The organism is Novosphingobium guangzhouense (assembly GCF_002896965.1).
Classification (GTDB): domain Bacteria; phylum Pseudomonadota; class Alphaproteobacteria; order Sphingomonadales; family Sphingomonadaceae; genus Novosphingobium; species Novosphingobium guangzhouense.
The window spans coordinates 205,388-219,836 of the sequence record NZ_LYMM01000040.1; the positions used below are offsets into that span (position 1 = coordinate 205,388).

The 14,449-nt window shown below is 65.3% G+C and carries 13 protein-coding genes and 1 tRNA gene; 5 read left to right on the top strand and 9 right to left on the bottom strand.

The genetic code is table 11. The features are described 5' to 3' along the window. A complete protein-coding gene (locus A8V01_RS15355; RefSeq protein WP_103096692.1) occupies positions 1-387 on the bottom strand; it encodes a VOC family protein in 387 nt (128 codons plus the stop codon). A 94-nt stretch (positions 388-481) separates the two neighbouring features. Between A8V01_RS15355 and dxs the strand changes: the two genes are divergently transcribed. Continuing rightward, on the top strand, positions 482-2,404 hold the full coding sequence (gene dxs, locus A8V01_RS15360; protein ID WP_103096693.1) for a 1-deoxy-D-xylulose-5-phosphate synthase: 1,923 nt from the start codon (positions 482-484) through the stop codon (positions 2,402-2,404). 49 nt (positions 2,405-2,453) lie between these two features. On the opposite strand, the gene A8V01_RS28655 is transcribed toward dxs, so the two are convergent. The 5 genes from A8V01_RS28655 to A8V01_RS15380 form a co-directional block, all read right to left on the bottom strand. Next, on the bottom strand, positions 2,454-2,609 hold the full coding sequence (locus A8V01_RS28655) for a hypothetical protein (RefSeq protein ID WP_170065948.1): 156 nt from the start codon (positions 2,607-2,609) through the stop codon (positions 2,454-2,456). Then, positions 2,602-3,645 (bottom strand): ribosome small subunit-dependent GTPase A, encoded by a 1,044-nt coding sequence (gene rsgA / locus A8V01_RS15365; RefSeq protein WP_211295027.1) that lies wholly within the window; start codon positions 3,643-3,645, stop codon positions 2,602-2,604. Before rsgA ends, A8V01_RS28655 begins: the two co-directional genes overlap by 8 nt. 175 nt (positions 3,646-3,820) lie before the next feature. After that, complete coding sequence (locus tag A8V01_RS15370) at positions 3,821-5,113, bottom strand: amidohydrolase family protein (protein WP_103096694.1); 1,293 nt, start codon at positions 5,111-5,113, stop codon at positions 3,821-3,823. Further along, positions 5,110-6,486 carry an amidohydrolase gene (locus A8V01_RS15375; RefSeq protein ID WP_103096695.1) on the bottom strand — a complete coding sequence of 459 codons (1,377 nt, stop codon included), beginning with the start codon at positions 6,484-6,486 and terminating at the stop codon, positions 5,110-5,112. The genes A8V01_RS15370 and A8V01_RS15375 overlap by 4 nt, the downstream gene beginning before the upstream one ends. A gap of 66 nt (positions 6,487-6,552) precedes the next feature. Beyond that, positions 6,553-8,205: a peptide MFS transporter gene (locus A8V01_RS15380; RefSeq protein ID WP_103096696.1), complete on the bottom strand. Its 1,653-nt coding sequence runs from the start codon at positions 8,203-8,205 to the stop codon at positions 6,553-6,555. Between the two features lie 345 nt (positions 8,206-8,550). Between A8V01_RS15380 and A8V01_RS15385 the strand changes: the two genes are divergently transcribed. The 3 genes from A8V01_RS15385 to A8V01_RS15395 all read left to right on the top strand — a co-directional run bounded on the left by A8V01_RS15385 (position 8,551) and on the right by A8V01_RS15395 (position 9,796). Further along, complete coding sequence (locus A8V01_RS15385; RefSeq protein ID WP_103096768.1) at positions 8,551-8,835, top strand: integration host factor subunit beta; 285 nt, start codon at positions 8,551-8,553, stop codon at positions 8,833-8,835. Positions 8,836-8,902: 67 nt separating this feature from the next. After that, positions 8,903-8,986 (top strand) — tRNA-Leu (locus tag A8V01_RS15390). Between the two features lie 195 nt (positions 8,987-9,181). Beyond that, on the top strand, positions 9,182-9,796 hold the full coding sequence (locus tag A8V01_RS15395; RefSeq protein WP_103096697.1) for a PilZ domain-containing protein: 615 nt from the start codon (positions 9,182-9,184) through the stop codon (positions 9,794-9,796). Here A8V01_RS15395 and A8V01_RS15400 read toward each other — a convergent pair. Continuing rightward, complete coding sequence (locus A8V01_RS15400) at positions 9,793-11,037, bottom strand: ABC transporter permease (RefSeq protein ID WP_103096698.1); 1,245 nt, start codon at positions 11,035-11,037, stop codon at positions 9,793-9,795. The two genes, A8V01_RS15395 and A8V01_RS15400, sit on opposite strands and share 4 nt — an antisense overlap. Next, entirely contained in the window at positions 11,034-12,026 is a 993-nt protein-coding gene (locus A8V01_RS15405; protein WP_103096699.1) for an ABC transporter ATP-binding protein, read from the bottom strand. The genes A8V01_RS15400 and A8V01_RS15405 overlap by 4 nt, the downstream gene beginning before the upstream one ends. Here A8V01_RS15405 and queG point away from each other — a divergent pair. After that, positions 12,025-13,146, top strand: a complete 1,122-nt coding sequence (gene queG / locus A8V01_RS15410) for a tRNA epoxyqueuosine(34) reductase QueG (RefSeq protein WP_245892572.1) — start codon at positions 12,025-12,027, stop codon at positions 13,144-13,146. The two genes, A8V01_RS15405 and queG, sit on opposite strands and share 2 nt — an antisense overlap. A gap of 59 nt (positions 13,147-13,205) precedes the next feature. Here queG and metK read toward each other — a convergent pair whose 3' ends face one another. Next, positions 13,206-14,423, bottom strand: a complete 1,218-nt coding sequence (gene metK, locus A8V01_RS15415) for a methionine adenosyltransferase (protein ID WP_103096701.1) — start codon at positions 14,421-14,423, stop codon at positions 13,206-13,208. Positions 14,424-14,449: the final 26 nt, after the last annotated feature.

Sequence of the window (14,449 nt, forward strand, 5' to 3'; positions counted from 1 at the left end):
TCACCCCGTCTGCGTAAGGCTCAGCAGGTTACCGTCGGGATCGCGGAACCACGCCGCCCTGATGTTCCCGTCGGCTGACCGCCAAAGGCCGTCGACGCCCTGATTCTCTTCGTCGAATACGAGAAACTCGACGCCCTTTGTGCGCAGCCGCGCCATCGTCGCCTCGATATCCGGGATCGACCAGCCCAGCACGGTATATTCGTGCGATTCCCATTCCCGGTTCGACGTCAGGCGCAGGATCGCTCCGCCGCCCATGTCGTAGATCGTGGCGAATTCGTCCAGCGACAGTTCGGGAAGTTCCAGCACGTCGCCGTAAAACGCCTCCGCCCGCGCGCGATCGGTCGTCGAAATGAACATGATACCGCGTGCTTCCGGAACGATCGCCATTGTAACCCCTTTCAATCCAGCGGATTGCTCTTGACGCAGATTAACAGTCACGGTCAATCGACACGCAAGTCTCAAGGGTGTAAGGGCCCGACAAATGAACGCCAATCCGGCCACACCTTTGCTCGACACGGTTTCGACTCCCGAAGACCTGCGCAAGCTCAACCCCGCGCAACTGCGCCAGCTCGCCGATGAACTGCGCGCCGAGATGATCTCGGCCGTGGGACAGACCGGCGGTCATCTGGGTTCGGGACTCGGCGTAGTCGAACTGACCGTCGCCATTCACTACGTCTTCGATACGCCGGTGGACCGGCTGATCTGGGACGTGGGCCATCAGGCCTATCCGCACAAGATCCTGACCGGGCGGCGCGACCGTATCCGCACGCTGCGGCAGGGCGGCGGCCTTTCGGGCTTCACCAAGCGCTCCGAAAGCGAATACGACCCCTTCGGCACCGCGCATAGCTCCACCTCGATCTCGGCCGCGCTCGGCTTTGCCATGGGCAGCAAGATCAAGGGCGAACCGGGCCGCGGCATCGCCGTGATCGGCGACGGCGCGATGAGCGCAGGCATGGCCTACGAGGCGATGAACAACGCGCGCGAGGCGGGAAACCGCCTTGTCGTGATCCTCAACGACAACGACATGTCGATCGCCCCGCCGGTCGGCGGCCTATCCGCCTATCTGGCGCGGCTTGTCTCCTCCGGCCGGTTCCTTGGCCTGCGCGAACTGGCGCGCAAGTTCGCCCGCCGCCTGCCGCGCCCGCTGCACCTTGCCGCCAAGAAGACCGACGAATTCGCGCGCGGCATGGCCATGGGCGGGACCTTGTTCGAGGAACTGGGCTTCTACTACGTCGGCCCGATCGACGGGCATGACCTCGACGCGCTGGTCCCCGTGCTGGAAAACGTGCGCGATGCGGGCGAAGGCCCGATCCTGGTCCATGTCGTTACGCAGAAGGGCAAAGGCTACGCGCCCGCAGAAAACGCGGCGGACAAGTACCACGGCGTCCAGAAGTTCGACGTGATCACCGGCGAACAGGCCAAGGCGCCCGCCGGGCCGCCCAGTTACACCGGCACTTTCGCCAAGGCGCTTGTCGCCGAAGCGGAAAAGGACGCCACAATCTGCGCCATCACCGCCGCGATGCCGTCCGGCACCGGGTTGGACAAGTTCGCGCAGCTGTTCCCCGAACGCAGCTTCGACGTTGGCATCGCCGAACAGCACGCCGTCACGTTCGCGGCGGGTCTTGCCGCGCAGGGAATGCGCCCGTTCTGCGCGATCTATTCCACCTTCCTGCAGCGCGCGTTCGATCAGGTCGTCCATGACGTGGCGATCCAGAACCTGCCCGTGCGCTTCGCCATCGACCGCGCAGGGCTGGTCGGTGCGGACGGTGCCACCCATGCCGGTTCTTTCGACATCACCTACCTTGCCACCCTGCCCAACATGGTGGTGATGGCGGCTGCTGACGAAGCCGAACTGGTCCACATGGTCCACACCGCCGCGCAGTACGATGCAGGCCCCATCGCCTTCCGCTACCCGCGCGGCAACGGCACCGGCGTCGCCCTGCCGGAAATCCCCGAACTGCTGGAAATCGGCAAGGGCCGCGTCGTGCGTGAAGGCACCAAGGTTGCCCTGCTGTCGCTCGGCACGCGCCTTGGCGAAGCCCTCAAGGCCGCCGACCTTCTGGAAGCGAAGGGCCTGTCCACCACAGTCGCCGACCTGCGCTTCGCCAAGCCGCTCGACACCGACCTGATCCGCCGCCTGATGCTGTCCCACGAAGTCGTGGTGACGGTGGAGGAAGGCTCGGTCGGGGGCCTCGGCGCCCACGTGCTGACCATGGCCAGCGACGAAGGCCTGACCGATGCCGGGCTGAAGATCCGCACCATGCGCCTTCCCGACGTGTTTCAGGATCACGACAAGCCGGAAGCGCAGTATGACGATGCCGGGCTCAATGCGCCGCAGATCGTCGATACGGTGCTCAAGGCGCTGCGCCACAACAGCGCGGGCGTGAACGAAGCGCGGGCCTGAGATTCAAGCCCGCGCGTCCGGCGGGGCGGGATGCCCCGCCCGCTCGCGTTCAACCTGTCTTCTTCGCCTTGTGCGCGGCCAGCAGCTTGTCCAGCTCTGCTATCCGCAGGCGTTCGGGCGTATCCTTTGCAAGCCCCTTCAACCGGCATGCGGCCCACAAGCTCCTGCGCTCTGATTCAAGGGCCTTGAGGTAAAGGTCAGCCATTCGTCTTCTTCCTTTTGCGGGCATGAGTGCCGGGGCGCCCTGAGGCACCCGCAGCGTCTTCGAGCACCAGCTTGCGCCACCGCTCCAGGCGTTGCGGATCAAGCGTCCCGTTTTGCAGCATCGCCTGCACCATGCAGCCCGGTTCCGCACCATGAGTGCAATTGCTGAACCGGCATTCCAGCGTCAGCGCCGTGATATCGTCAAACACTTCGGCGATGCCGGTCGCGGCTTCCGGCAGGTGGAATTCGCGCATGCCGGGCGTATCGACCAGCCATCCCCCCTTGCGCGGACCGACAAGCGGGCCATCCAGCCGATGCAGTTGCCGGGAAGTCGTTGTATGCCGGCCCTTGCCGTCGATTTCGCGGATGGGCTGGGTGGCGATATCCGACGATCCGCGCAGGCCGTTGATCATGGTCGACTTGCCGACGCCCGATGATCCCAGCAACGCCACCGTATTGCCCCTGCCGCAGTAGCGGGCCAGCCGCGCGACGCTGGCAGGGTCGCGGCCGTTGACCATCTCCACCTGCAGCCCCGGCTGAAGCGCGCGGGCCATTTCCAGATAGTGATCCGGGTCGTGCGCAAGGTCGATCTTGGTCAGGACCACCACGGGCGTAACGCCGACCTCCCCCGCCATGACCAGATAGCGTTCGAGCCGCGCCACGTTGAAGTCCTGGTTGCACGACGTCACGACGAACAGCGTATCGACATTCGCCGCGATCAGCTGCACGCGGCGCTGATCCGCCGGAGCCTGCCGCTGGAACAGATTGATGCGATCGAGGATCCGCACGGCTTCCAGCTTCGCACGATCGACGATCAGCCAGTCCCCGGCCGTGGCCCGGTCAACCGGCCCTTGCGACGATCGCAGGGTCGACGGGATCATGCCGCTCAGCCCGCTCCCGGCGATGTCGATCCATCCGCGATGCACAGCCATGACCCGCACCGGGCAAAGATCGCCACCCTGTTCTTCGGCGGTCAGCTGGCTGCTGAAAGCATCCCGCCAGCCGAGATCTTCAAGGGTGAGATCGGACGATTCCATTGTTCGGTCGTGGGCTTTCTTCGTGCGGGCGGCAGGGGCGTCAGGCGCAGGGCGTCCTGTCCGGTCGACCTCTAATGCCATATTGGCCGACACGCCATGCCCCCCGACGTTGCGCGCGCAACGTCGCCGGCAGAGAGGGGCAGGGAGCGATCGCCCCCTGCCTTACCTTCCTCACTTACCAGTCATAAGCCTTGGGCAGATAAGTCTCGTCCAGATCCTTGTAGCGTTCGCGCAGGCGGGCCTGATGGCTGTCGACCGGCTGCTTCACCCCGTCGATCCATACCGATACCGGCGCGGAGGACAGTTCTAGCGGGTCACCGTCCCACAGCACCACGTCACCCACTGCGCCGGGAGCCAGCACGCCGGCCTTTCCGCCAAAGCCGCTGATCTCGGCGGGGACCGAAGTGATCGATGCCAGCGCCTCGCCCCAGGTCAGGCCCGAGGCGCCGGGGATCTTCGTCAGGGCGACGAGGTTGCCCGCCTGTTCGGTGGCGTTGCGCGGCTGGTTGCTGCCTTCGAACAGGCCAAGGGCCACCTTGACGCCCGCCTTCTTCATTCGCCCCACGTTGGACATGGTCGCCGCCAGCGCCTCGAACGAGGAAGGCAGGTCGCGCATCGGCATCGTGATCACCGGCACCCCGGCCGCCGCGATCGCAGGCGCAACCAGCCAGCCTTCGGTGGCACCGACAAGGACGAGGTCCAGCTTGGGGAACTCGGTCTTGAGCGCAAGCACGCCCCGGATGTCGGAAGCGCGCTCGACACCGACGTAGAGCGCCTGCGTACCGTCGATCACCTTGCCCAGCGCAGCGGCGTCGGCGCGGGTGAGCAGGACGTCGCCTTGCCGCTGCGCCCCTGCGGGAAGCGCGACCACTTCACGCGCTTCGCGAAGCGCGTTGCGCAGGGCGGTGTGCGCGGCCACGCGGCTGCCGCCCGCCAGCTTCGCCCCGCTTTCGCCCAGTTCGACATACTGGAACGCGCGCGGCTTCATGACGATCTGCGCATCTTCGCCAAGGTCGATCACCGCGCCCTGCCCGGCAAAGATCGAATCGCCGTTGAACGGGGTCACGCTGGCGCGGGTGACGCCCCCTTCACGGCTGACGGCAATGTGTTCGCTGGAAGGGTTGAGCGCGGGCACGACATCGAGCGCGGCGTTGAAGGGAGACTTTTCGGCCGAAGTGTCGTTGCTTTCGTCCACCCCTTCGACGTCCCACAGCCCAAGGTCGGTGACGGCGGAGAACAGCCCCGGCGTGACCCACTTGCCCGTGCCGTCCACCACCGGAATACCGGCCGGTGCCGTCGCGCCGCTTCCGGCCGAAACGATCTTTCCGCCCCGCACGACGACGGTGGCATGTTCTACAGGGGCGCTGCCGTCACCCGTGGCGACGGTAGCATTGGTGATGGCAAAGTCCTGAGCGGAAACGGAAACCGGCGCGGCGCACAGCAGCATGGCGATCAGGAGGCGCTTCATTTCACATCTCCTTCGCCGGGCTGGCCAAGTTCGAAATCGCTGACCGGCTTTCGCTTGGGATCATCAGCATCGTAAAGCAGCGCGCCATCCGACCAGACCTTTTCCGGGCGCGAATAGACCGACAGCGGATTGCCGTTCCACAGCACCACATCGGCCATCTTCCCGGCCTCCAGACTGCCGGTTCTCTCGCCGATCCCCATGGCCTTGGCCGCATTGTAGGTGAACCAGCCGACGACTTGCGCGTCAGGCACGTCCACCCCGATCCGCCGCCCCGCCGCCTGTGCCCGCGCGGCCGCCTGATTGAGCCGCTGGATGCCGTTCTCATCATCCGAATGGATCACCACGCAGGCCCCCTGTCTGGCCAGAAGCGCCGCATTTTCGGGGATGCCGTCATAGGCTTCCATCTTGAAGCCATACCAGTCCGCCCAGATCGCGGCGCACACATCGCTGGCCTTGAGCAGATCGCCGATCTTGTACGCCTCTACCGCGTGGTGAAAGGCGGTGACCTTGTAGCCCATCTCCTTCGCCATATCGAGAACCTGCGCCATCTCGTCCGCGCGATAGCAATGATTCTGAACGAGAATTTCGCCCTTCAGAACACCTTCGAGGGTATCCTTGCCCAGATCGCGTTCGGCGTGATCGCCGTCCATGTACTGGCGGGCATCGATCCACGCCTGACGGTCGACGGAGAAATTCCCCATGCGGGTCATCGGCTTCTGTCCCTTTGAGCCGTAGACCCGCTTGGGATTCTCGCCGCAGGCCATCTTCAGCGAATAGGGCGCGCCGGGGTACTTCATGCCCTGCACGGTACGGCTCGGCACGTTCTTGAGCGTCACCGCCCGGCCGCCGATGAGGTTGCCCGAACCCGGCAGGATCTGCAGCGTGGTCACCCCGCCGTTGATGAGAGCGCGCGAAAAGCCCGGATCCTGCGGCCAGACGGAATGCTCGGCCCAGACATCGGGCGTGGTCGGACTGGTCATCTCGTTGCCGTCCGACAGGGCATCAACAGAAGGGCTGGGATAGACGCCAAGGTGCGAATGGATATCGATCACGCCGGGCGTCACGAACTTGCCCTGGCCGTCCACCCGGTCATAGCCCGCCGGAACCGCAAGATCCGCGCCACCCACGGCCACGACCTTGCCGTTTTCGAACAGCACCGTGCCGTTGTCTATCCGGCCGCCGCGCCCGTCATAGACGGTGGCACCGACCAGCGCTGTCGGGCGGCCGGGATAGGGCTTATAGGTAGACGCGTAAGGCGCGGCGGCCGGGGCGGCGTCCTTGTCCTTCTTTTTCGCGTCGACGGTCTGGGCACAGAGCGCCAGCGCGATCGCCGCGCCATATATCGCCCGCCGCTTCCAAGGCGTTTCCCTCATTGGCAATTTCCCCTGTTTCAATATGAAACCGGCCCGAGGAGCATCCCCGGGCCGGTCAGTCATTCTTCAGTGTCTGGTGGTGGGGTGGAGGCCCGCTTCCTGCGCCTCCAGTCCGATTCCGGACTGGCCTTCGAGGTCCGCGTCCATGCCCCGGTCGGCCAGCGTGTCGATATGCATCCAGCGCCGCACGATGGGCGAAAGCGCCAGTACGACGACCGCAACACCCAGCGTGACCCAGCCGATCTTGGAATAGATCCCCAGCGTCAGCGCCTTGTCCATGGTGCCGCTTTCACCGCCGGTGGCCTCGCCGATCTTGCCCGCAACGAAGTTGCCCACGGCGGTCATGTAGAACCACGCGCCCATGATGAAGCTGCCCAGGTGCAGCGGCGCAAGGCGCGTCATCGCGGAAAGGCCCACGGGCGACAGGCACAGCTCGCCGGTCGTGTGCAGCATGTAGATGAGGAACACGAAGATCACCGAGGTCATCACCGCCGGATCGCCGGTGCCCGCGCCCCATACGAAGACAAGGAAGCCCAGGCCCACTTGCGCCAGCGCCAGCGCGAACTTGGCGGGTGCGCTGGGCTCAAGCCCCTTCTTGCCCAGCCATGCCCACAGCCCTGCGAAGATCGGCCCGAACAGCACGATGTAGATCGGGTTGATCGACTGGAAGAGGCTGGTCGGCACTCCGCCGCGATCCACGAACTTGTCGGTATAGAGGCTGAGCGAGCCGCCCGCCTGCTCGAACAGGCCCCAGAAGATCGGGTTGAGCGCGATCAGGAACAGGATCGCGAAGATGCGCTCGCGCGGTTCCTTGGGCAGCTTGAACGCTTCGTAGAGGGTGTAGCCCAGCATCGCCACGCCCGACACCATCAGCAGCGTCTGGATCACCGAGACGTACTGGATCAGGAACCAGATCACCGCTACCGAGGCGATGGCCACGCCGTAGAGCACGAATTCGCGGTTCTTCGTCAGCGGCTTGGGCGGCTCGCCGCGGCCCTTCAGCGCGGGGCGGCCGATCACGAAGATGATCAGGCCCAGCACCATGCCGATACCCGCAAGGCCAAAGCCCCACGACCAGCCGATCGTCTCGCCCAGATAGCCGACAAGGATCGTGCCCAGCGTCGCGCCGGTGTTCACGCCCATGTAGAAGATCGTGTAGGCCGCATCGCGCCGGGTGTCGGTCATCTTGTAGAGCTGGCCGACGATCACCGAGATGTTCGCCTTGAGGAAGCCCGAACCCACGATGATCAGCGCCAGCGCCAGCCAGAACACGTTGAGCGCGGGGTCGGCCTGCTTGGTGGCGGGGTCGGTAACGCCCTGCAGCCCTTCGTAGGCCATGAACAGGTGGCCCACGGCCAGCACGATGCCGCCGAACAGCACGGCCTTGCGCTGCCCCAGCCAGCGGTCGGCGATATAGCCGCCCAGCACCGGGGTGATGTAGACGAGGCTGGTATAGGCGCCGTAGATCAGGTTCGACTGGCCATCGGAGAACAGCCAGAACTTGACGAGGTACAGGATCAGCAGTGCGCGCATGCCGTAGTAGGAGAAACGCTCCCACATTTCGGCATAGAACAGCACGAAGAGACCGCGCGGATGCCCGGCGAATTCATCGCTCTTGCGGGTGGCGATGATCCCGCCCACGGCGAGCACCGCTAAAAGGAAGACCGCGCCGGCCGCGCCGATCCAGTCCCCCTCGGTCCAGAGTGACATGTCTTTCATCGTACCCGGTCTTTCATGATTTTCGCCTTCGCGCCCTGTGTCTGGTCTGTTTTTGGTCCCACGGCCTGCGGGCCGCGCGTGAAGGAGCGACAGGTTAGCGACCTATTTTCGGCTGTAAATGGGGCCTGGGAGCTGCGGACGGTGGCAGATCCGCGCTCAAATGAACACTTTGACGCAACTCACGCGAGGCATTGCGCGAAGCGGGCTCCGGTGGCATTTTCAAGGCAGGCCACGGGGAGGCCACGCGTAATTTTGTATTTCGCCGCGCAGCCGGAATTTTTTCGCAGCCGGCACGCTTTTTTCTGTGCCGCAGGCTGGGGCACGCCTTTTTGGGGGATAGTCGCGATGATCAGGTCCGAATTGCTTCAGGTCCTCGGCAAGGATAATCCCGAACTGCGCGCCGAAGACGTCGAACGCGCGGTCGATACCTTCTTCGAGGAAATCAGCCAGCGCCTTGCCGATGGCGGCCGCGTGGAACTGCGCGGCTTCGGTGCATTCTCCACCCGCCACCGCGAAGGCCGCAAGGGCCGCAACCCGCGCACCGGCGAAAGCGTGGAAGTGCCCGAAAAGCGCGTCCCCTACTTCAAGCCCGGCAAGGAAATGCGCGCCCGCCTCAACGACGGCGACTAAAGCGTTTTTCCGGAGATTGCGCGCGCGGCCGCAGGCGGCTAGACGCAGCCCTGCCCTGTCGGGCCGTGCGGGCGTGGCGGAATGGTAGACGCTGCGGACTTAAAATCCGCTTGGGTATCCAGTGCGGGTTCGAGTCCCGCCGCCCGCACCAGAAAATTCATTCACCAGACGACCATTGCTCATCAATACTGCGCGTTTATTCGTATGCGCGTAAACTTCAATCGTTTGCGTTTACAAATACGTAACTTGAGAACTGGTAGCATCTACTAAGTACCGCTGGTTTGTGGCATCGTCCGGAAGCCTTGGCCAAAAGCCTTGGAATGGGTACTTGGGGGTTATCTTTCGCATGTCTTTCCCGGAAAGCCTGTCAGGCGGCAGGAAGCAGAGCTATGAGGAGCAGCGCGCCAGTCCGCGTTTTGCCCTGCTGCTTCGCGCCTCCAAGCTGATCGGCGTCCATGGCGAATACTTGTGCATCGTGCGCGACGTGTCCGAAACCGGGGTGAAGCTGCGACTGTTCCACGCGCTGGCGACAGAGCGGCGGCTGGCTCTGGAAAGCGCGGCCGGGGACCGGATCACCGTCGAAAAGATGTGGGAGACGGATGGAGAGGCCGGCTTCCGCTTCGAAGACCCGATCGACGTCCAGCGCTTCATCGCAGAAGCCGGTCCTTACCCCAAGCGCCCCATCCGCATCTGCGTGGACCACGAAGCCCATGTCACCATCGCGGGCGAAACCGCCTTCGCCAAAGTGCGCGACCTTTCGCGGCAGGGCGCCGGGATCGAAACCGACCATTACCTTGCCATCGGCCAGCACTTGCGCATCGCCTCAAGCATGATGCCGGAATTCGAGGCGACGGTGTGCTGGCGCCAGCACCCGTCCTACGGCATCGTCTTCAGACAACTGATGAGCCTTGAGGAACTGGCCGTCAGGGCCTTCCACATGCAGGAAGCCAACGCGCGCTAGCCCTCGACCACTACGCGTTCCCACCATTTGCGGCGCTGCCCCTGCGGGCCTGACTTCATTGCCCGCCTGCGGAACAGTGCGGAACCGCCGCGCACCAGCAGCAGCACCCACACCGCCTGCCAGCCAAGTGCCGCCGCGTGCGGCCACAGGGCAGGCTCCTGCGCGGCGCGGGCCAGCATCGCAAAGGGCGAACTGAACGGCAGGATCACCGCCAGCATCTCCACCGTGCTGCCCGGCTGGGTCATCGCATAGGTGGCGAAGAAGAACAGCATCAGCTGCATCATCGTGACCGGCATCGACAGCGTCTGCACTTCGCGCACGGTATTCGCCAGCGATCCGATCGCCAGGAACACCGACCCCAGCAGCAGATAGGCCATCGCGAAGTAGACCACGCCAAGCCCGATCAGCGCGGGCCAGCCGACCGCCGGTTCGGGCAGCGCAAGCGCCGACCCCGCCGAGAGATAAAGTGCACCGCCAACGCCGCCCCATACCGCGATACCCACCAGAGAAACGCCCAGCATCGCGAAAAGCTTGCCGAAGAACACCGCTTCCATGGGGATCGCGGCGGCCAGCACCTCTATGATCTTGTTGCCCTTTTCCTCGACAAGATTGGACAGCACCATGCCCGCCAGCATCATCGTCAGCAGGAACAGCAGCGTCTGTGCGCCCTGCGCGGTTCGCAGACGAGAGCGCGAATCGCCCTGCGGCGGCACGGCTGTCTTCGCCAGCCGCACGCGCGGCCACGATCCAGCCGATCCGTCGCGCGCTTCGGCCGCGATCAGCGCAACGTCGCCCTGCCAGCCGGTAATGCGAGGGCCCGGTCCGCTGAGAACTGGAGCGGCCGGAGAACCCGATAGCACCCCGGCATAAGCACCCTTGCGCGATACCATGACAGCGCCCGGATCGGCCCGTTCGGCCGGGCTGGCGTCCTTCACCAGCCGCATTTCCGGCAGGCCGTCTCCCAGCCGTGCCGCCAGCCGACCGCGCGCGGCGATCATCGCCTGCGCATCGCCGGGCGCCATGACCACGCCGATGGCCGGCGCTGCGCTGCTCTGGTCCACGCGCTGACCGACGCTGCCCGCCAGCAGCCCGACGATCACCGGGAACAACGGGCCAAGCAGGAAGAAGAAGAACGTGCGCGAAAACAGGATCGCGGTGAAGTCACGCCGGGCCACCACCCATGCGGCGGCCAGCATCGACAGGCGGCCCTTATGACCGATCTGATGATCTCCATGGCTCATCGGCGCGGTTCCTCGGGCTTTTCGGTGGAAAGGGCGCGTGCGGCGGCCTCCCCGGCTATGGCGACGAAGGCATCGTGCAGTCCCGCCCGTTCGATGGACAACGACAGGATGCCTGCCTCGCCCGCGATCAGCGCACGCAGCAGCGGCTCGATCCCCCCGTTGGGCAGGGCGAAGTGCCAGAAGCGCCCCTCCTGCCGCGAATCGGCGGGCAGCGCCGCGCGCCATGGCCCGTCCTGGGCCCGTGTTTCGAGGCGGACCTGCGCCGCAATGCGATCGCGCGCAACGTCCACCGGCCCGGCGAAGGGCACGCGCCCCCCGGCGATGATGGCCACTTCATCGCACAGCCGTTCGGCGTGAGCGATGACGTGAGTGGAAAAGATCACCGTCGTGCCGTCTTGCGCCAGCCCGCGCATCATCGCTTCCAGCTTGCCCTGGTTGAGCGCATCCAGCCCCGAGAACGGTTCGTCGAAGATGACCAGGCGCGGGCGATGCACCAGCGTGCCCAATATCTGCACCTGCTGCGCCATGCCCTTGGACAGCTGGCGGATCTGCCGGTCCGCCGCATAGCCAAGGCCATGGCGCTCCAGCAGTTCATGCGCGCGGCGACGGCCTTCCTTCAACGGCAGCCCGCGCAGCGCGCCAAGGAAAGCGATCGCCTCGGTCGCCTTCATGGCGGGATAGAGCCCGCGCTCTTCGGGAAGATAGCCGATGGCATGGGCAACGTCGTGAGGCCGTTGTGCGCCAAGGATGCGGCGATAGCCCGCATCGGGTTCGATGATCCCCAGCAGCATGCGCAGCGTTGTCGTCTTGCCCGCGCCATTGGGGCCGAGAATGCCGTAGACCGCGCCCTTCGGCACGCAAAGATCGACCCCGCCCACCGCCGTGGTGCCCTCGAACCGCTTGACGAGCCCCCGCGCCTCGATCGCCAGCGGCCGATCGAAACCTGACACATTGCCGGTCAACCCAGGATCTCCTACTTGCGCATCCATGAAGTCCCCTGCGTCTAGCACGTGCGCCCCTGATGGCGCAGCCCCGGTTAAGAGCGCCCTAAGCGCTTTTGCCGAGGCTGTGGAAGGAGAGGCGCGCGCGCTTGGCTTCTGCGCCTTCGGCGTGGCCTCTGCCGCGCCGGACGAGGACCGCGCGGCTCGCCTCGACGCGTGGCTGGCCGCCGGAATGCACGGCTCCATGGGCTGGATGGAAGAACGCGCCCATCACCGCCGCAGCCCGCAGGGGCTCTGGCCGGAAGCGCGCAGCGTCATCGCGCTGGGCATGAGCTATGCCCCGGCCGCAGACCCGCTGCGGCTGGCGGACGAAGGAGGCATCGGGCGCATATCTACCTATGCGCAGGGCGCGGACTACCACGACACGGTCAAGAAGGCGCTGAAGAACCTTGCCCGCTGGATGGTGAGCGAAGGGGAAAAGCGCGGGCTGGGGCCGCTGGACGTCAAGGTCTTCACCGATACCGCGCCGGTCATGGAAAAGCCGCTGGCTGCCGCCGCCGGGCTGGGCTGGCAGGGCAAGCACACCAATGTCGTCAGCCGCGAACATGGCTCATGGCTGTTCCTTGGAGAGATCTACACGACGCTGGAACTGCCGGTTTCAGCCCCTGCGCGTGACCGCTGCGGATCGTGCCGCGCCTGTCAGGACGCCTGCCCGACAGACGCCTTCCCCGCGCCCTATCGCCTCGATGCGCGGCGCTGCGTCAGCTACCTGACCATCGAGCACAAGGGGCCGGTGCCCGAAGACATGCGCGAAGGGCTGGGCAACCGGATCTACGGCTGCGACGATTGCCTTGCGGTGTGTCCGTGGAACAAGTTCGCCGAAACGGCGCACACGATGAAGGCATTCCTGCCGCGCGCCGAACTGACCGCGCCGGAACTGGCCGACCTGCTGACGCTGGACGACGCGGGCTTTCGCAAGCTGTTTTCGGGAAGCCCGATCAAGCGGATCGGGCGCGACCGCTTCGTGCGCAACTGCCTTTATGCAGCCGGGAACAGCGGACGCCGGGCGCTGCTGGACCAAGTCGAGCGGCTCAAGGAAGATGCCGACCCCGCGATCGCCGATGCGGCACGGTGGGCGGCGGTCAGGCTGGGTTCTTCCCCGGACTGAAGTTTTCCGGAGAAGAACCCGCGCCTGTCAGGCCGGATATGCCTTCAAGGGCGCTGACTTCAGAGCGCGGCCTTCAGGGCATCGGCAAGGTCGGTGCGTTCCCAGGGGAACAGATCGCCCTCGGGCTGGCGGCCGAAGTGGCCGTAAGCCGCGGTCGGGCCGTAGATCGGCTTGTTGAGGCCAAGGCCGACGCGAATGCCGCGCGGGGTCAGGCCGCCCAGCTTGTCCGCCGATACCTTGGTGATCGCAGCTTCCAGAGCGGCATCGTCGATACCATCGGCAGCGGTGCCATGGGTGTCGACATAGAGCGAAAGCGGTGCGGACACGCCGATCGCGTAGGACACCTGAATGGTGCAGCGCTTGGCAAGACCGGCCGCAACCACGTTCTTGGCCAGGTAGCGCGTGACGTAGGCGGCCGAACGATCGACCTTGGTGGGATCCTTGCCCGAGAACGCGCCGCCACCATGGGGCGAAGCGCCGCCGTAAGTGTCGACGATGATCTTGCGGCCCGTCAGACCCGCGTCGCCGTCAGGGCCGCCGATCTCGAACGAGCCGGTCGGGTTGATGTGGAACACCGTCTCAGCCGTGACGAAGCCTTCGGGAAGCAGTTCGGTCACGACCTTCTTCACGTAAGCCTTGAGTTCGGCTTCCTTTTCGCCCTTGTCGTAGCCGGGTGCGTGCTGGGTGGAGACGACCACGGCGGCAGCAGCCACCGGCACGCCGTTCTCAAAGCGCAGGGTCACCTGGCTCTTGGCGTCGGGCTCAAGGAAGGGCGCGGCGCCCGAGTGGCGGTCTTCGGCCAGACGGTGCAGGATCTTGTGGCTGTAATCGAGCGTCGCCGGCATCAGATCGGGCGTTTCGTCGCAGGCGAAACCGAACATGATGCCCTGGTCGCCCGCGCCTTCATCCTTGTTGCCCGCCGCGTCGACGCCCTGCGCGATGTGCGCGGACTGGCCGTGAAGACGGTTGATGAATTCAAGGTTTTCCCAGTGGAAGCCGTCCTGCGCGTAGCCGATCTTCTTGACCACGTTGCGCACGGTCGCCTCGATCTCTTCCAGCGCGCCTTCGGCCCATTCGCCGTTTTCGTAGACGCCCTTGCAGCGGATTTCGCCGGCAAGGACCACCAGCTGGGTCGTTGTCAGCGTCTCGCACGCCACGCGCGCTTCGGGGTCTTTCGACAGGAACAGATCGACGATGGCGTCGGAAATCTGGTCGGAAACCTTGTCCGGATGGCCTTCGGAGACGCTCTCGGACGTGAAGACGTAGTTGCTGCGCATGTGATCCCTTGGGATATAAAGGAAGC